14 protein-coding genes are annotated in these 16,958 nt (G+C 69.2%); 8 read left to right on the forward strand and 6 right to left on the reverse strand.

The annotated features are described in order from the left end of the window. Positions 1-31: 31 nt before the first annotated feature. Both ACZ7L4_RS07465 and ACZ7L4_RS07470 read right to left on the reverse strand, forming a co-directional pair. Complete coding sequence (locus tag ACZ7L4_RS07465; protein WP_306318135.1) at positions 32-703, reverse strand: potassium channel family protein; 672 nt, start codon at positions 701-703, stop codon at positions 32-34. Continuing rightward, positions 703-1,371: a potassium channel family protein gene (locus tag ACZ7L4_RS07470; protein WP_306318136.1), complete on the reverse strand. Its 669-nt coding sequence runs from the start codon at positions 1,369-1,371 to the stop codon at positions 703-705. The genes ACZ7L4_RS07465 and ACZ7L4_RS07470 overlap by 1 nt, the downstream gene beginning before the upstream one ends. Before the next feature lie 270 nt (positions 1,372-1,641). Between ACZ7L4_RS07470 and ACZ7L4_RS07475 the strand changes: the two genes are divergently transcribed. From ACZ7L4_RS07475 to ACZ7L4_RS07485, 3 genes are all read left to right on the forward strand, one after another. Further along, positions 1,642-3,687 (forward strand): APC family permease, encoded by a 2,046-nt coding sequence (locus tag ACZ7L4_RS07475; protein ID WP_472100576.1) that lies wholly within the window; start codon positions 1,642-1,644, stop codon positions 3,685-3,687. 124 nt (positions 3,688-3,811) lie between these two features. Continuing rightward, positions 3,812-5,140 carry a class I SAM-dependent RNA methyltransferase gene (locus ACZ7L4_RS07480; RefSeq protein ID WP_472100578.1) on the forward strand — a complete coding sequence of 443 codons (1,329 nt, stop codon included), beginning with the start codon at positions 3,812-3,814 and terminating at the stop codon, positions 5,138-5,140. 315 nt (positions 5,141-5,455) lie between these two features. Continuing rightward, positions 5,456-6,355, forward strand: coding sequence for a hypothetical protein (locus ACZ7L4_RS07485; protein ID WP_472100579.1), 900 nt, complete (start codon positions 5,456-5,458; stop codon positions 6,353-6,355). A gap of 148 nt (positions 6,356-6,503) precedes the next feature. Here ACZ7L4_RS07485 and ACZ7L4_RS07490 read toward each other — a convergent pair whose 3' ends face one another. Then, entirely contained in the window at positions 6,504-6,902 is a 399-nt protein-coding gene (locus tag ACZ7L4_RS07490) for a VOC family protein (RefSeq protein WP_472100580.1), read from the reverse strand. Between the two features lie 93 nt (positions 6,903-6,995). On the opposite strand from ACZ7L4_RS07490, the gene ACZ7L4_RS07495 reads away from it, so the two are divergent. After that, positions 6,996-7,970, forward strand: a complete 975-nt coding sequence (locus ACZ7L4_RS07495) for a helix-turn-helix transcriptional regulator (protein WP_472100582.1) — start codon at positions 6,996-6,998, stop codon at positions 7,968-7,970. 2 nt (positions 7,971-7,972) lie between these two features. Here ACZ7L4_RS07495 and ACZ7L4_RS07500 read toward each other — a convergent pair whose 3' ends face one another. Next, positions 7,973-9,001 (reverse strand): LacI family DNA-binding transcriptional regulator, encoded by a 1,029-nt coding sequence (locus ACZ7L4_RS07500; protein ID WP_472100583.1) that lies wholly within the window; start codon positions 8,999-9,001, stop codon positions 7,973-7,975. Beyond that, on the reverse strand, positions 8,998-11,400 hold the full coding sequence (locus ACZ7L4_RS07505; protein WP_472100584.1) for a glycoside hydrolase family 2 protein: 2,403 nt from the start codon (positions 11,398-11,400) through the stop codon (positions 8,998-9,000). Before ACZ7L4_RS07505 ends, ACZ7L4_RS07500 begins: the two co-directional genes overlap by 4 nt. 203 nt (positions 11,401-11,603) lie before the next feature. Between ACZ7L4_RS07505 and ACZ7L4_RS07510 the strand changes: the two genes are divergently transcribed. From ACZ7L4_RS07510 to ACZ7L4_RS07525, 4 genes are read left to right on the forward strand one after another with little or no spacing between them, the layout of a single operon-like run. Next, on the forward strand, positions 11,604-12,932 hold the full coding sequence (locus ACZ7L4_RS07510) for an ABC transporter substrate-binding protein (protein WP_472100585.1): 1,329 nt from the start codon (positions 11,604-11,606) through the stop codon (positions 12,930-12,932). Between the two features lies 1 nt (position 12,933). Beyond that, the gene (locus ACZ7L4_RS07515; protein ID WP_472100586.1) at positions 12,934-13,890 is read left to right on the forward strand and encodes a carbohydrate ABC transporter permease; all 957 of its coding nucleotides are present in this window, start codon (positions 12,934-12,936) and stop codon (positions 13,888-13,890) included. Continuing rightward, positions 13,887-14,759, forward strand: coding sequence for a carbohydrate ABC transporter permease (locus ACZ7L4_RS07520; protein ID WP_472100587.1), 873 nt, complete (start codon positions 13,887-13,889; stop codon positions 14,757-14,759). Before ACZ7L4_RS07515 ends, ACZ7L4_RS07520 begins: the two co-directional genes overlap by 4 nt. After that, complete coding sequence (locus ACZ7L4_RS07525) at positions 14,756-15,811, forward strand: LacI family DNA-binding transcriptional regulator (protein WP_472100588.1); 1,056 nt, start codon at positions 14,756-14,758, stop codon at positions 15,809-15,811. Before ACZ7L4_RS07520 ends, ACZ7L4_RS07525 begins: the two co-directional genes overlap by 4 nt. Here ACZ7L4_RS07525 and ACZ7L4_RS07530 read toward each other — a convergent pair. Further along, entirely contained in the window at positions 15,801-16,805 is a 1,005-nt protein-coding gene (locus ACZ7L4_RS07530; RefSeq protein WP_472100590.1) for a glycosyl hydrolase, read from the reverse strand. The genes ACZ7L4_RS07525 and ACZ7L4_RS07530 overlap by 11 nt on opposite strands. Positions 16,806-16,958: the final 153 nt, after the last annotated feature.

Raw genomic sequence — 16,958 nt, forward strand, 5'->3', positions numbered from 1 at the left:
CCTCCTTGTTGCCGGCTTTGCGCGGCAGCGCCTACGCGTCCTCGCGCCGCACCGACAGCAGGTCCTCCAGCTGCTCCTCGCGCGCCTGCGCAGCGACGAACAGCAGCTCGTCGCCCGCCTCCAGCGAGTCCTCCGGGCTGGGGGCCAGCACGCGCGTGCCGCGGATGATCGTCACCAGGGACGTGTCCTGCGGCCACTGGACGTCGCCGACCCGGGTGCCGGCCAGGGCCGACTCCTCCGGAAGCGTCAGCTCCACCAGGTTCGCGTCGCCGTGGCTGAAGCGGAGCAGGCGGACGAGATCGCCCACGCTGACCGCCTCTTCGACGAGCGCCGACATCAGGCGCGGCGTGGAGACGGCGACGTCCACACCCCACGACTCGTTGAACAGCCACTCGTTCTTCGGGTTGTTGACGCGGGCGACGACCCGCGGGACCCCGTACTCGGTCTTCGCGAGCAGCGAGACGACCAGGTTGACCTTGTCGTCGCCGGTGGCCGCGATGACCACGTTGCAGCGCTGCAGCGCCGCCTCGTCCAGGGACGTGATCTCGCAGGCGTCGGCGAGCAGCCACTCCGCCTGCGGGACGCGTTCGACCGAGATGGCCGTCGGCGCCTTGTCCACGAGGAGCACCTCGTGACCGTTCTCCAGGAGCTCGCCCGCGATCGAGCGGCCGACCGCCCCGGCTCCGGCAATGGCGACCCTCATCAGTGACCGCCCTCCTCAGGGCCCTCGGCGAACGCCGCCTCGACCTTCTCGACGTCGTCCGTGCGCATCATCACGTGCACGAGGTCGCCCTCCTGCAGCACCGTCTGCGACGTCGGCAGGATCGCCTCGCCCAGCCGGGTCAGGAACGCGACGCGCACGCCCGTCTCCTCCTGGAGCCGGCTGATCTTCTGGCCGATCCAGGACTCCGACGCGTGCACCTCGGCGAGCTGTACGCCACCGGTGGGATCGCGCCACAGCGGCTCCGCGCCGGACGGCAGCAGCCGCCGCAGCATCTGGTCGGCGGTCCAGCGGACCGTGGCGACCGTCGGGATGCCGAGACGCTGGTAGACCTCCGCGCGGCGGGGGTCGTAGATGCGCGCCGCCACGTTCTCGATGCCGAACATCTCGCGCGCGACCCGCGCGGCGATGATGTTCGAGTTGTCACCACTGGAGACGGCGGCGAAGGCGCCGGCCTCCTCGATGCCCGCTTCGCGCAGGGTGTCCTGGTCGAAACCGACTCCGGTGACGCGACGGCCGCCGAAACCCGAACCCAGGCGACGGAACGCCGTCGGGTCCTGATCGACCACGGCGACCGTGTGGCCCTGTTGTTCCAGGGTCTGGGCGAGTTGGGACCCTACTCGGCCACAGCCCATGATCACGATATGCACGGCCCTACCCCGCACTCCTCATAGGCCTTTTGACCTGCGTAAACGTCCTGCTCATGTCTCTCTCTCGCGGCTCGGTCAAGCCCGTGCGGCTCGCTCTCGGGCACCATGCGGGCTGCTGTGCGGCTCGCGCTCTGGACCACCGTATCGGCTCTGTAAGGGAACTCGTCCTCCGCGTCGGCGGCGAGATCGTCGAAGGCGTGGCACAGAGCACGAAGCTGAATGGGGGTGGTGGGTGGGCGGCCCCCCGTTCGAACGCTTACGATCCTCTCCGTGTCCAAACTGACCGACGTGCCCAAACGGATCTTGATCGGGCGCGCACTGCGCAGCGACCGGCTGGGAGAAACGCTCCTGCCGAAGCGCATCGCTCTCCCCGTTTTCGCCTCCGACGCCCTGTCCTCCGTTGCCTACGCGCCTGGTGAGGTCCTGCTGGTCCTGTCCGTGGCGGGCGTGTCGGCGTACCACTTCAGCCCGTGGATCGCCCTGGCGGTCGTCGTGGTGATGTTCACCGTGGTGGCGTCGTATCGGCAGAATGTGCACGCCTATCCGAGCGGCGGCGGTGACTACGAGGTCGCCACCACCAACCTCGGGCCCAAGGCCGGTCTGACGGTCGCCAGCGCGCTCCTCGTGGACTACGTCCTCACCGTCGCGGTCTCCATCACCTCCGGCATCGAGAACCTGGGGTCGGCGATCCCGTTCGTGGTCCAGCACAAGGTGCTGTGCGCCGTCGCGGTGATCCTGCTGCTGACCCTGATGAACCTGCGGGGCGTCAAGGAGTCCGGCTCGCTCTTCGCGATTCCGACGTACGTGTTCGTCGTGGGCGTCTTCATCATGATCGCGTGGGGCGGCTTCCGCGCCCTCGTGCTCGGCGACACCATGCGCGCGCCCACCGCGGACTTCCACATCAAGGCCGAGCACCAGGGCCTCGCCGGCTTCGCCCTCGTCTTCCTGCTGCTGCGCGCCTTCTCCTCCGGCTGCGCCGCGCTCACCGGCGTCGAGGCCGTCTCCAACGGTGTCCCGGCCTTCCGCAAGCCGAAGTCCAAGAACGCGGCGACGACGCTCACCATGATGGGTGCGCTCGCCATCACCATGCTCGTCGGCATCATCGGCCTCGCCCTGGTCACCAAGGTCCGGATGGCCGAGCACCCGGCGCACGACCTGCTGAAGAGCGGCGTGCCGGTCGGCTCCGGCTATGTGCAGGACCCGGTGATCACACAGGTCGCCGAGGCCGTCTTCGGCAACGGCAGCTTCCTGTTCATCGTGCTCGCCGCCGCCACGGCCCTCGTGCTGTTCCTCGCGGCCAACACGGCGTACAACGGCTTCCCCGTGCTCGGCTCGATCCTCGCCCAGGACCGCTATCTGCCGCGCCAGCTGCACACCCGCGGCGACCGCCTCGCGTTCTCCAACGGCATCGTCCTGCTCGCCGGCGCCGCCGCGCTGCTCGTCGTCATCTATGGCGCCGACTCGACCCGGCTGATCCAGCTCTACATCGTCGGCGTGTTCGTCTCGTTCACGCTCAGCCAGATCGGCATGGTGCGGCACTGGAACCGGCACCTGGCCAAGGAGCGGGACAACGCCAAGCGCCGCCACATGATCCGGTCCCGGGCGATCAACGCGTTCGGCGCGTTCCTGACCGGCCTGGTCCTCGTGGTCGTCCTCCTCACGAAGTTCACGCACGGCGCGTGGGTCGCGCTGCTCGGCATGTGCATCTTCTTCGTGACGATGACCGTGATCCGCAAGCACTACGACCGGGTCGCCGAGGAGATCGCCGCTCCGGAGACGCCGACGGACGACAGCGTGCGTCCCTCGCGCGTGCACTCCCTCGTGCTCGTGTCGAAGATCCACCGCCCGACGCTGCGTGCCCTCGCGTACGCGAAGCTGATGCGCACGGACACCCTTGAGGCCCTGAGCGTCAATGTTGATCCGGTCGAGACGAAGAACCTGAGGGAGGAGTGGGAGAGCCGCGGCATTGACGTACCGCTCAAGGTCATTGATTCCCCGTACCGGGAAATCACCCGGCCGATCATCGAGTACGTCAAGAACCTGCGCCGCGAGTCCCCGCGCGACGCGGTCAGCGTGATCATCCCCGAGTACGTGGTCGGCCACTGGTACGAGCACCTGCTGCACAACCAGAGCGCGCTGCGCCTGAAGGGCCGCCTGCTCTTCACGCCCGGCATCATGGTGACCTCGGTCCCGTACCAGCTGGAGTCCTCCGAGGCCGCGAAGAAGCGGGCCCGCAGGCGGTCCGAGTGGAACGCGCCGGGTGCCGTGCGCCGCGGCCCGGTCGAGAAGCGCCCGAAGGAGCCCAGCTCGAAGTAGCCGGGAACGTGCCCTGGTGAGCGGCCGGGCGACAGCCACGTAAACTGGTGGGCTGTTGTCCGGCCGCTTTCACGTGCGGTCGCGGCGGCCGACGAACTTCCCCCTTACGTACTGGAGCCCCGCCATGCAGGCAGAACCGACGAAGTCACTGGTGGGGGAGGAGTACGAGGTCGAGGTCGGCCCCGTCGCGCACGGCGGTCACTGCATCGCGCGCACCGCCGAGGGCCAGGTCCTCTTCGTCCGGCACACGCTGCCCGGCGAGCGGGTCGTGGCGCGGGTGACCGAGGGCGAGGAGGGCGCGCGCTTCCTGCGCGCCGACGCCGTCCAGGTCATCGAGGCCGCCAAGGACCGCGTCGAGGCGCCCTGCCCGTACTCCGGTCCCGGCCGCTGCGGCGGCTGCGACTGGCAGCACGCCAAGCCCGGCGCGCAGCGCCGCCTCAAGGGCGAGGTCATCGCCGAGCAGCTGCAGCGGCTCGCGGGCCTCACGCCCGAGGAGGCCGGCTGGGACGGCACGGTCATGCCGGCCGAGGGCGACAAGCTCCCGTCGGGCGAGGTCCCGCAGTGGCGCACGCGCGTCCAGTACGCGATCGACGCCGACGGCAACGCGGGCCTGCGCCGCCACCGCTCGCACGAGGTCGAGCCGATCGAGCACTGCATGATCGCCGCCGCTGGCGTGTCCGAGCTGGGCATCGAGAAGCGCGACTGGTCCGGCATGGACTCGGTCGAGGCGATCGCGGCGAGCGGCTCGCAGGACCGCCAGGTGATCCTCACGCCGAAGCCCGGCGCCCGCCTGCCGATCGTCGAGCTCGACAAGCCGGTCTCCGTCATGCGCGTCGAGGAGAAGGACGGCGGCGTGCACCGCGTCCACGGCCGCCCCTTCGTGCGCGAGCGCGCCGACGACCGCACCTACCGGGTCGGAAGCGGCGGCTTCTGGCAGGTCCACCCGAAGGCGGCGGACACGCTGATGCGCGCCGTCATGCAGGGCCTGCTGCCGCGCAAGGGCGACATGGCGCTCGACCTGTACTGCGGCGTCGGCCTGTTCGCGGGCGCGCTCGCCGACCGGATCGGCGACAAGGGCGCGGTCCTCGGCATCGAGTCCGGCAAGCGCGCGGTCGAGGACGCCCGGCACAACCTGGAGTCCTTCGACCGGGTCCGCATCGAGCAGGGCAAGGTCGAGTCGGTCCTGCCGCGCACCGGCATCTCCGAGGTCGACCTCATCGTCCTGGACCCGCCGCGCGCGGGCGCCGGCAAGAAGACGGTCACCCACCTCACGACCCTGGGCGCCCGCCGCATCGCCTACGTCGCCTGCGACCCGGCCGCCCTGGCGCGCGACATCGCGTATTTCCAGGAGGGCGGGTACCGGGTGCGGACGCTGCGGGCGTTCGATCTGTTCCCGATGACGCATCACGTGGAGTGCGTGGCGATTCTGGAGCCGGCAGCGAAGGGGAACTGACCCGTCCAGCTCGGGGCTGCCTGGCTCACGCTCCGGTTCCTTCAATTCTCCTTCCAAAGAGCCGAGCGGCGTCTTTGGGTGCGACGCTGAACCGGGCGGCTGAGGGCGAGTTGAAGAGCGTCGCCACCAGACCCGCTGTCGGACTTGCAGGCACCGGGGATCCGGAAAACCCATCGCGCTCGAATCGCTTTTCTGTACGATTGCTCTCCTTCTGGTGGAACCAGGGGCTCGAGACGTCGCTTCCAGTCCTGCGGACTCGCTGCCGGCGTCTCGCACTGAACCCTCCCCTACGGGAGGCCGAGTGAAGGGGAAGCTGTGCCCAAGAGCGCTTTCGTCTATGTGCCCGCGCCGTCCCGAGTGAACTTCGAGGTCGGTCTTGAACAAGGCCTGTGGGGCTGGCGCGCCAGCGCGCTGGACAAGGCGGGTGCCCGGGAGGCAGTGCAGTCCCTCGAAGAGGGCGACTTCCTTGTCCTGGGGCACCGCGGGCCCAACAGTCGTGTGGCGCCGGGAGGTTGGAGCGGCGCCAGTCTGCGGCGTGTGGTTGTGGCCAAGGTGATCCGGGCGTATTTCACCAGCGTCGACGCTGTATGGCAGGACGACGTCTACCCGGAACGGATCGGCATCGAGGTACTGGAGGAGGAGCAGGACGTTCCGGGCGCCGTGTTTGGCTCCGAAGCGATGGAGGCGCTTCGACTGTCCGCCAACAAGCAGGGTGCTGCCGTCCTTCTGCCGGGTGCCGCTCCAGTCGCAGAGTTTGCCGATTCCCTCGACCGGACTCCTGACGAGCCTGCCGGTGGGGTGCTGGACCACGATGGCGAGGACAGCGCGATAGCTCAGGTCCTGGTCCGGCGGGAGCAGGGAAAGCTGCGCCGGAGGCTGATCGGAGCGGCCCGGGTGAAGACCTGCGCCATATGTGGCAAGGAATTGCCCGTGCGTCTCATACGTGCGGCACACATCAAGCGGCGCAGTGCAGCCAGCTGGTCGGAGCGGCGCCTGATGGACAACATCATGCCCGCCTGCCTTCTCGGCTGCGACGAACTCTTCGAGCAGGGTTTTGTGTTTGTCACCCAGGAGGGCACTGTGGCCGCGTCTTCGAAGGCAAAGGACGCGCGTGATCTGGCCGCGGCGGTGAGCATGCTCGAGGGGCAGCAGGTCGCTGACTACGGCCCGCATCGCGAGCCCTATTTCGCCTGGCATCGTAGCCATATCGCCTAGTAGCCAGGAGAGTTCGCCCTCACTGTGCTTTTGACGTCCGCCGATCCGCCTGTACCCCGTCTGGGCCTCGCCTCGGTGGCGCGTTTGACATCCGTACGTCGCGCGAAGCGGCAGCACAGCGACGGCCAGGATGACGACGGAGAAATGCTCACCGCCCGAACTTCGCCACCGCCTCCGCCGTGACCGGTGTGAAGAAGTTGACCAGGTTTCCGTCGGGGTCGCGCAGGAGCAGGGAGCGGTTGCCCCAGGGCATCGTGGTGGGGCCGGCGACGAAGTGCGTCACGTGGGCGGTCAGCTCCCGATAGGTGCGGTCCACGTCGTCGACGAGGAACTCCGTGATCACGCTGTGGTTCGCCGCCGGGCGGGCCGAGTCCGGGGCGAACAGGGGGACCGTGCGGGTGCCGGCGATCGCGAGCGTGGCGTGTGGCGTACGGAGTTCGGCGAAGTCCTCGGTCGCCCAGGCCGCCGCCACTCCCGTGGCCCGCTCGTAGAACGCGACGAGGCGTGCGACGTCGGCCGTGATGACGCGGATCGATACGAAGTCCATGAGGTCCTCCTGAGCTCTGGGCGGGTCGGGTGCTTCGCAGGCTAGGAGCAATAGCGGACAGAATCGGTCCGGTATGCGCGCTAGCCTGCGAGCATGTCCCGACCGACCAGCCGCGTGCTCACCCTCCTCGAGCTGCTGCAGTCCGGCGGCACCCGGACCGTCGCCGAACTCGCCGACCGGCTGGGCGTCGACGGGCGCACCGTGCGGCGGTACGTCGACCACCTCGTCGACCTCGACGTTCCCGTGGAGTCGGTGCGCGGCCGCTACGGCGGGTACCGGCTCGGGCCGGGCCACCGGCTGCCGCCCCTCATGCTGAGCGACGACGAGGCGCTGGCCGTGCTGCTCGGTCTGATCGCCGGCCGACGGGCGGGGCTCACGGCGGCGGGCGACACGGCGGGCGAGACCGCCGCGGCGAAGATCAGGCGGGTGCTGCCGAGGCCGCTCGCCCGGCGCCTCGACACGCTCCTGGACGCGCTCTCCTTCACCGACGGGCCCGGCGAGCGGGCCCCCGCCCCGGACGCCGGAGTGCTGCTCACCCTCGCCGACGCGGTGCGCCACCGCCGTCCGGTCTCGGTGCGGTACGTCGACGGGGAGGGCCGGCGCAGCGAGCGCACGCTGCATCCGTACGGGATCGTCGCCCACGCGGGCCGCTGGTACGTCGCCGGGCAGCACGCCGGGCTCGACGAGGACCGGACCCTCCGGCTCGACCGGATTGCGGACGCGCGGGCGCTGCCCGGCACGTTCGAGGAGCCGGAGGGGCCCGCTCCGGAGCAGCGCGTGCTGGCGGGGCTCGCCACGGCCGCGTACCGGTACGAGGTGACCCTGCGGATCCACGGCACCGTCGAGCAGATCCGGGCCCGACTCCCCGCGAGCGTCGCCGTCCTGGACGAGACCCAGCCGACGGAGGGGCGCCTGCGACGGGTGGAGCTGCGGGCGCAGCGGCTCGACTGGCTGCCCCCGGTGCTCGCCTCGCTCGACCGGCCGTTCGTCGTCGAGCGGCCCGTCGAACTCCGGGAGCTCGTCGGCGAGTTCGCCGAACGGCTCGCCTCGTACGCCCGTCGGACCTGACGTCACCCTCGCGGCGGCGCCGTCGACCCCCTCGGCGTCAGCGAAGGAGTCGGCACCGGCCCCGGTTTCGCCGGGTTGCCCGCGATGATGTCGAAGAGGACGCGGGTCACCTGGGCCCCGAAGCTGTGCACGTCGTGGCTCATCGCGGAGAGCGTGGGGTGGGTGAGGCGGCAGAGCTGGGAGTCGTCCCAGGCGAGCAGCGAGAGCTCGTCGGGGACCGCCACCCCCATCTCCGCGGCGACCCCGAGCCCGGCCACCGCCATGATGTCGTTGTCGTAGACGATCGCGGTCGGCCGGTCGGGGCGCAGCAGGAGGGAGCGCGTGGCGCGGGCCCCCTCCTCGTCCGCGAAACCCGTGGTGAGGTGCAGGCTCGCGTCGAGGCCGAGCCCGCTCAGCGTCGACTGGAACGCCTCCTCGCGGATCGCGCTGTGCCCGAGGTCGGCCGGGCCGCCGACGCGGGCGATCCTGCGGTGGCCGAGCGCCGCGAGATAGCGCACGGCCTCCGTCATCGCGGTGGCGTCGTCCGTCCACACGGAGGGCAGTCCGCCGGTGAGGTCCGGGTGGCCGACCGCGACGGCCGGGAGGCCGAGGCGGGTGAGCGGCTCCACGCGCGGGTCGTCCTGGTGGAAGTCGACGAGGACGCTGCCGCCGATCTGCCGTTCGCGCCACCACGTCTGCTGGAGCGCGATCTCCTCCTCCAGGCTGCTGACCAGGCGCAGGAGCAGCGAGCAGGAGTGCTCCGCGAGGACGCTCTCGATGCCGGAGATGAACTCCATGTAGAACGGTTCGAGGCCGAGCAGTCGCGCCGGGCGGCACAGCGCGAGGCCGATCGTGTCCGTGGTGCGCCGGGAGAGGCTGCGCGCCGAGGAGTTCGGCGCCCAGCCCAGCTCCCGCGCGGCGGCGAAGATCCGCTCGCGGGTGGCATCGGAGAGCCCCGGCTTCTGGTTGAACGCGATCGACACCGCACCCTTGGACACCCCGGCGGCCGCGGCGACGTCCTTGATGGTGACGTTGCGGATGGGGGCGCTCACGCGGGTTCCACGCAGAAGAGGGCGGCGCGGATCGCGTTGGCTCCCGCGTCGCGCGCGCCGGTGAGGCGGATCCGGGCCCGCTCGCCGGGCAGCAGTGTGACCAGGCCCCGGTCGGCGCGCGCGTGCGGGGCGACACGGTCGGGCTGGAGCAGCAGGTCGCGTACGAGGGTCTGGGCGGTCACCACGACGTCGACTGTATCCGGGTCCCCGCCGACGGTCTCCGTCACGACCGTGAAGCGGGGCTCGGGGTAGCCGAACTCCTTGTCCCGTACGGGGAAGTGCAGCGCGCGCGAGCCGTCCGCGTCCGCGACCAGGAACTCCTTGGCCGAACCCGCCGCGGGCAGCACCGTGCGCGGCACCGGTATCCGCGTCACCTGACGTGCGCCCGCGGTCGCCCGCAGCCGGGTCTGTCCGGCCGTGGTCCCGTCGGCGCGCATCAGGCGCAGGGTGACGGTGGTCTCCCAGGGCGTCGCGCCCAGGTTCGAAAGCACCAACTCCGTGTCCTCACCGGCCGGCTGCAGGGTCAGGAGCCGGTCGGCGTACACCCGGCGCAGCTCGTGGTGGAGCGGCTTGAGGCGGCCGTCGCCGTCGACCGCGGACCACGAGCTGACCGGCCAGCAGTCGTTGAGCTGCCAGACGACAGTGCCAGCGCAGCGCGGCCAGTTGGCGCGCCAGTGCTCGATGCCGGTGGCGACGGCGCGGGCCTGCACGACCTGGGTGAGGTAGTGCCAGCGGTCGAAGTCGCCCTCGGGCGGGGCGAAATGGCGCTCCAGGCCGCGCTGGAGTTTGCCGTTCCCGTCCTCCGCCTTCTGGTGGTGCAGCATGCCGGGGGAGTCGGGTGCGAGCCGCTCGCCGGGCAGGGCGCGGCGCAGCGTGGCCATGGCGGGCGGCGCCTGCCAGCCGAACTCGGCGACGAAGCGCGGGACTTCGCTGCGGTACTCGGTGTAGTCGAGCCGGTTCCACACCTCCCACGAGTGGAACGTGCCGTGGTCGACGTCGTTGGGATGGTGGTCCCACGAGCCGGACCAGGGACTGCCTGCCGTGTACGGGCGCGTGGGATCCACCTCGGCGACCACGCGCGGCAGCAGGCCGAGGTAGTAGCCCTCGCCCCAGGAGTCCCCGGCGAGCTCCTCCTCCCAGCCCCACTCGCGAAAGCCCCACAGGTTCTCGTTGTTGCCGTTCCACAGGACGAGGCTGGGGTGCGGCATCAGACGGCACACGTTCTCGCGGGCCTCGGCCTCCACCTCGCCGCGCAGCGGCTGCTCCTCCGGGTAGGCGGAGCAGGCGAAGGGGAAGTCCTGCCAGACCAGGAGGCCCAGCTCGTCGCACGCGTCGTAGAAGGCGTCGTCCTCGTAGATGCCGCCGCCCCAGATGCGGACGAGGTCGACGTTCGCCTCGGCGGCCTGGGCGAGGCGGGTGCGGTAGCGCTCGGGGGTGACGCGGGAGGGCAGGACGTCGTCGGGGATCCAGTTGATGCCCCGTACGAAGACGCGGACGCCGTTGACGACGAAGGTGAACCCGGTGCCGTGGTCGTCGGCGCTCCGGTCGATCTCGACGGTGCGGAAGCCCACGCGGCGCTGCCAGATGTCCAGCTCCTCCGAGCCGTCGAGCAGCGTCAACTCGATGCCGTACAGCGGCTGTTCGCCGTGACCGCGCGGCCACCAGAGGCCTACGTCGGGGACGTCCAGGACGAGCGTGGCCGCGTCGCCCTCCACGGATGCCTGTGCCTCCACGCCCGCCACGGAGGCCCGCGCCGTCAGCGGTCGGCCGGCGCCACGCTCGGTGCGTGCAACCTCAACTCGCAGCTCGACGCGCCCTGTTGATCCGTCGACCGTCACCATCGGCCGCACCTGCGCGAGGCGTGCGGTCGACCAGCGCTCGATGCGGACCGGGCGCCACAGGCCCGCCGTCACCACGGTGGGGCCCCAGTCCCACCCGAAGGAGCAGGCCATCTTGCGGATGTACTGGGACGGTGCCGGATAGACGTTGGGTCGCTCGCCCGTCAACTCCCTTACGGCAGCGGCCTCTTCGTAGGCGGAGGCGAATTCCACCCGCAGTTCGCCGGAGCGGCCGGTGATGTCGAACCGGTACGAGCGGTGCATGTTGCGGGTGCGGGCGAGCGGCTTCCCGTCGAGGGTGATGCGGGCCGCCGTGTCGATGCCGTCGAAGACCAAGTCCGTGCGCTCGTGGGCACTTTGAGTCGCGGGCAACGGAATTGCGTATGTCCAGGAGCGCCGGCCCACCCACTCGACCTCGTGCTCGTTCGTGCCGAGAAACGGGTCCGGGATCAGGCCCGCGGCCAGGAGGTCGGTGTGGACACAGCCGGGGACGCGGGCGGGGATCCCGGTCCCGTCGTGGTCGAGGATCCAGCCCTCGCCGAGCTGGACGGCGTCCTTCATGTGCGGCTCCCATCGGGCGTACAGCAGGCCTGAGTTCGCGATCCGCGCCAACTTAACTCCGGTTGAGTGAACCGGTCTAGTCTCCTTCCCCTACGTGGATTTGGGGTTCGCCGCGCCAAGGGGCTTTACCGGTTCACAGTTCGCTGCCATAGTGCCGTCAGCCGCTGGGCCGGAGCCGTCAAACCCTCGAAGGAGTGGGGCACATGAGGAAGAAGCCGAGCAAGCCGTTGGGCGTCGCGCTGCTCGCCACCGCGATGCTGGCCGTCGCGGGGTGCAGTGGAGGAAGCACGGGTACGGGCGGTGAGGCGAAGGCGCCCGGCGACCCCAAGGACGTGTCGGGCACCATCACCGTCCTGACCCACCGCACCGACCTCGTACAGAGCGGCGCGATGAAGAAGTACGCCGCCGAGTTCAACAGGACGTACCCCAAGGTGAAGGTCAAGTTCGAGGGCATCACCGACTACGAGGGCGAAGTCAAGATCCGCATGAACACCGAGAACTACGGTGACGTGCTGATGATCCCCGGCGTCATCGCCAAGAACGACTACCCGAAGTTCTTCGCCCCGCTCGGCGAGACCTCCGACCTGAAGAAGACGTACCGCTTCACCGGCAAGACGGACGTCCGGGGGAAGACGTACGGCATCGCCAGCTTCGGCACGGTCAACGGGTTCCTCTACAACAAGGCCGTGTGGAAGAAGGCCGGCGTCACCAAGTGGCCAACGGCACCACAGGAGTTGCTCGACGACCTGAAGGCGGTCAAGAGCCGCACGGACTCGGTGCCGTACTACACGAACTTCAAGGACGGCTGGCCGCTCAGCAGCCCCTGGTCCAACTCCATTGGCTCCGTCAGCTGCGACGCGCTCGCCAACGACAAGCTCGCCGCAGACAAGAAGCCGTGGGCCGAGGGCAGCGACCTCAACGTCATCGACACGCTGCTGTACGACATCGTCCACGACAAGTACGCCGAGAAGGACCCGACCACCACCAACTGGGAGAACTCCAAGAACCTGCTGGCCAAGGGCAAGATATCGAGCATGCTGCTCGGCTCCTGGGCCGTTACGCAGATGCAGGACGCCGCGAAGAAGGCGGGGGAGAACCCGGACGACATCGGGTTCATGCCGTTCCCCGTGCAGAAGGACGGGCGGTTCTGCGCCACGATGCTCTCCGACTACCAGCAGGCCGTGAACATCCACTCCGAGCACAAGGCGGCCGCCCGCGCCTGGATCGACTGGTTCACCGAGAAGTCCGGCTACGCGGCCAAGGAGGGCGCCGTCTCCGCGCTGCGCTCCGCGCCGATGCCGGCCACGCTGAAGCCCTTCGAGGACAACGATGTCAAGTACATCGAGCGCTCGGAGGCGAAGACCGGCGAGGTCAACGCCATCGACAACGCGGCGGAGATCGGGTTCAGCAAGCCGGACTACCGGCAGAAGCTGGTCGACATCGCGCGAGGGGCGCAGAAGGGGTCGTTGGAGGGGTACTTCGCGGAGCTTGATGAGCGGTGGGGCGATGCTGCCGCGAAGGCGGGCGGGTGACATGGCCTCCGACGCGAAGGTTGCTTCAGCGCCTACCGTTCCTACGTCTCGGGGCTCTGCCCCGGGCCCCGCTGCTCAATCGCCGCAGGGGCTTGGATGGGTCACCCGCATCACCCCCTGGATGTTTCTGCTGGTGCCGCTCGGGTTGTTGGTGACCTTCACGTATGTGCCGGTCGGGAACATGCTCTATTACAGCTTCACCGACTGGGACGGTGTCAGTCCCGAGCGGAACTTCACCGGGGGCGACAACTACGTCCAACTCTTCACGCGGCCCGAGCTGTTCAGGGTGTTCCTCGTCAGCTTCTACTACCTGGCCGCGTCCGCCGTGCAGATCGTGATCGCGCTCTACTTCGCGACGGTGCTCAGCTTCGATCTGCGCTTCCGGAACCTGTTCAAGGGCATCCTGTTCTTCCCGTACCTGATCAACGGCGTCGCCATCGGCTTCGTCTTCCTGTACTTCTTCCAGGACGGCGGCACCCTCGACTCGGTCCTGTCGTGGTTCGGGGTCGGCGGCGACCACGCGTGGCTCGGCGACGCGGAGTCGGCGAACACCTCGCTCGCGGGGGTGTCCGTGTGGCGGTTCACCGGACTCAACTTCGTGCTGTTCCTCGGCGCGATCCAGTCGATCCCGGGGGAGCTGTACGAAGCCGCGCAGCTCGACGGCGCGAGCCGCCGGCAGCAGTTCCGGCACATCATCGCGCCGGGCATCAAACCGGTGATCGGCCTCAGCGTCATCCTGGCGGTCTCGGGCTCGCTCGCCGTCTTCGAGATCCCGTACATCATGACCGGCGGCGCGACCGGCACGTCGACCTTCGTCATCCAGACGGTGAAGCTCGCCTTCCAGTTCAACAAGACGGGGCTCGCCTCGGCCTGCGCCGTGGTGCTGCTCCTGATCATCCTGCTGATCACGTGGATCCAGCGCCGCCTGGTGCCCGACGACAAGGTGGATCTCGTATGACCGTGCTCCCCGTACCGCAGGACCGGGCCGCCACCGCCCGCGGGCGGCCGCGCGTCGGCACGGCCCTCACGTATCTCTCGTTGGTCGTCGCCTCCCTCGTGGTCCTGGTGCCGCTCGTCGTCGTGTTCCTCACGTCGCTGAAGTCGTCGGGCGAACTCACGCGGGGCGGTGGGGCGTTCAGCCTGCCCGACGACTGGCTGAACCTGTCCAACTACGTCACGGCCTTCCGCGACGGCAAGATGCTCACGGCGTTCGGGAACACGGCGTTCATCCTGCTGTTCTCGATCACCGGCACCGTCCTCATCGGTTCGATGACGGCCTATGCGATCGACCGCTTCGAGTTCCGGCTGAAGAAGACGGTCATGGCGCTGTTCCTCTTCGCCACGCTCGTGCCCGGGGTGACGACGCAGGTCGCCACCTTCCAAGTGGTCAACAGCTTCGGCCTGTTCGACTCGAGGTGGGCGCCGATCCTGCTCTACATGGGCACGGACATCGTCTCGATCTACATCTTCCTGCAGTTCATCAGGAGCATTCCGAGGTCCCTGGACGAGGCGGCGCGGATCGACGGCGCCAACACCTTCACCGTCTACTGGAAGATCATCCTGCCGCTGCTCAAGCCGGCCATCGCCACCGTCGTCATCATCAAGGGCATCACGACGTACAACGACTTCTACATCCCGTTCCTCTACATGCCGTCTGAGGAGCACGGGACGATCTCCACGGCCCTGTTCCGCTTCAAAGGGCCGTTCGGCGCGCACTGGGAGGACATCTCGGCCGGCACCGTCCTCGTGATCCTGCCGACGCTGCTCGTCTTTCTCTTCCTGCAGCGCTACATCTACAACGGCTTCACGTCGGGTGCCACGAAATGACCGGCGGGACCGCACGACGCGTCACGATCACGGATGTCGCGGCCCGCGCCGGGGTGTCGCGGGGCGCGGTCTCCCTCGCGTACAACAACCGCCCCGGGGTCTCCGACGCCACGCGCGGCCGCATCATGGCGGCGGTCGCCGAGCTGGGCTGGTCGCCGCACCGGGCGCCGCGCAAGCTGTCCGGGGCGGAGACCGGCGCCGCGGACACCGTGGGCCTCGTCATCGCGCGACCGGCACGCCAGCTCCAACTGGAGCCGTTCTACGTGGAGTTCATCGCGGGCGCCGAATCGGTCCTGGAGGAGCACGGCTGCTCGCTCCTCCTCCATCTCGTGCGGGACACCGACCGGGAGATCGCCGTGCACCGGCAGTGGTGGCGCTCCCGCATGATCGCCGGATCCATCCTGGTCGACCTCCAGCACGACGATCCCCGGATCGCCGCCCTGCGGGCCATCGGACTCCCGGCGGTGGCGGTCGGTCATCCGTCGCTGGCCGGCGGCTACACCTCGGTGTGGACGGACGACGAGACCGCCGTGCGCGAGGCGGTGCGCCATCTCGCCGCGCTCGGGCACCGGCGGATCGCCCGGGTCGGCGGCCACCCGGCGTTCGGCCACACCATTCTGCGGACCGCCGCCCTGCACCGGGCGACGGCCGACCTCGGCCTCGAACCGGCCCGCAGTGTCACCACCGACTTCTCCGGAGAGCAGGGCGCCCGCGCCACCCGCGGGCTGCTCTCCTCGGCGCGACCGCCCACGGCGATCGTCTACGACAACGACATCATGGCCGTCGCGGGTCTCGCGGCGGCCGCCGAACTGGGCCTGGACGTCCCGCGGGACGTCAGCCTGATCGCCTGGGACGACTCCCAGCTGTGCCGGCTCACGCACCCGGACCTCTCCGCCATGAGCCACGACGTCTTCGCCTTCGGCGCCGATGTCACCCGCCGCCTCTTCGATGTCGTCCACCGCCGCAACCCTTCGTCGGAGCCGGTCGCGCCGCCCGTGCTCGTGCCCCGCGGCAGCAGCGCGCCGCCGCGGGGCATTCCGGCTAGAGCGTGAGCTCGCCCTGGTTCAGGACGCGGGGGTGGAAGTACGTCGACTGGATCTCGGCGTTGGTGTTGTTCCCGCGCAACTGCTCGGACCAGAGCATGAACCAGGCCCACTGCGGCTGGCTGGAGAGCAGCGAGTCATTCGGCATCTTGCCCATTTCCGCGATGGCCATGGGCTTGGTGCCGGCGATGCTCCGCATCTGCTGATAGTCGGCCGAACTCGGGTAATTCTTGTACCAGGCGTCGAGGGACACGACATCGACATACTGGCTGCCCGGGTAGTAACGGCTCCAGCCGCCCGCCGGATTGTCCTGCACGTTCCACACCCAGATCAGATTGTCCAGGCCCTTGGTGTTCGCCAGGTAGTCGTGCGTGATCTGGTAGAGACGCGCACTGCCGTTCGCGCCCGGCCTGTTCCCCCACCAGTTCCACGACTCGTTCATTTCGTGGAGCGGCCGGAAGAGGGCGGGCACTCCCGCGTCCTTCAACTGCTTGAGATAGGGCACGACTTCGTCGAGCCGCTTCTTCCACGCCGTGTTCAGGGCGGTGCCGTCGGTGACGAGCTGGGAGAACTGCGCGTCCGAGATGTTCGACTTCACGCCGCCCTCGAACGCGCAGCTGCTGCCGCCGGTCGGCGGGCAGACATGCCAGGTCAGGCTGACCAGCGACCCGTTCTTCCACTCCGTCTTCGCCTGGTCGATCACGCGCTGCCTGTTCGCCACGTCGGTGGCGTTGAACATCAGGTCGCCGCCCCACAGGCCCGGGTACTGGCCGGTGATGTCCTTGACCTGTTGCGTGTACTGGCCGGGTGCGGTGGCGGGTTCCTTGTTGTGCTGGCCGGAAATGATGTGATTCCCGGAAACGGACCGTAAGTAATTCAGCACGGTCTGCTTGGAACTCGGCGGGAACGCCTGTGCTTCCTCGGAAGCGGGCCAGGCGAAGAGGCCCGCCGCGATGGCCGCGGACGCCGCAAGGAAGGCGACTCCGTGTTTGATTCTTTTCATGGGTGTCCCAGCTCTCGGGAATGAGCGGAATGCTTGTCGCCAAGACGGTGGCGGCAATTCCGCCGGGCGTCAATGGGTTCCGGGGATTCCCGGGAGCTGTGCACCGCATTGTTTACTGAACGTTTTGTAAACTCGGCCGAGGATGCGGCCATT

It is taken from the genome of Streptomyces sp. NPDC107575, from assembly GCF_055657265.1.

What these genes read in the sequence shown, in the direction of transcription:
- ACZ7L4_RS07465 (WP_306318135.1), bottom strand. Translation starts at nt 703, where the DNA reads ATGAGGGTCGCCATTGCCGGAGCCGGGGCGGTCGGCCGCTCGATCGCG.
- ACZ7L4_RS07480 (WP_472100578.1), top strand. Translation starts at nt 3,812, where the DNA reads ATGCAGGCAGAACCGACGAAGTCACTGGTGGGGGAGGAGTACGAGGTC.
- ACZ7L4_RS07490 (WP_472100580.1), bottom strand. Translation starts at nt 6,902, where the DNA reads ATGGACTTCGTATCGATCCGCGTCATCACGGCCGACGTCGCACGCCTC.
- ACZ7L4_RS07495 (WP_472100582.1), top strand. Translation starts at nt 6,996, where the DNA reads ATGTCCCGACCGACCAGCCGCGTGCTCACCCTCCTCGAGCTGCTGCAG.
- ACZ7L4_RS07505 (WP_472100584.1), bottom strand. Translation starts at nt 11,400, where the DNA reads ATGAAGGACGCCGTCCAGCTCGGCGAGGGCTGGATCCTCGACCACGAC.
- ACZ7L4_RS07510 (WP_472100585.1), top strand. Translation starts at nt 11,604, where the DNA reads ATGAGGAAGAAGCCGAGCAAGCCGTTGGGCGTCGCGCTGCTCGCCACC.
- ACZ7L4_RS07515 (WP_472100586.1), top strand. Translation starts at nt 12,934, where the DNA reads ATGGCCTCCGACGCGAAGGTTGCTTCAGCGCCTACCGTTCCTACGTCT.
- ACZ7L4_RS07520 (WP_472100587.1), top strand. Translation starts at nt 13,887, where the DNA reads ATGACCGTGCTCCCCGTACCGCAGGACCGGGCCGCCACCGCCCGCGGG.
- ACZ7L4_RS07525 (WP_472100588.1), top strand. Translation starts at nt 14,756, where the DNA reads ATGACCGGCGGGACCGCACGACGCGTCACGATCACGGATGTCGCGGCC.
- ACZ7L4_RS07530 (WP_472100590.1), bottom strand. Translation starts at nt 16,805, where the DNA reads ATGAAAAGAATCAAACACGGAGTCGCCTTCCTTGCGGCGTCCGCGGCC.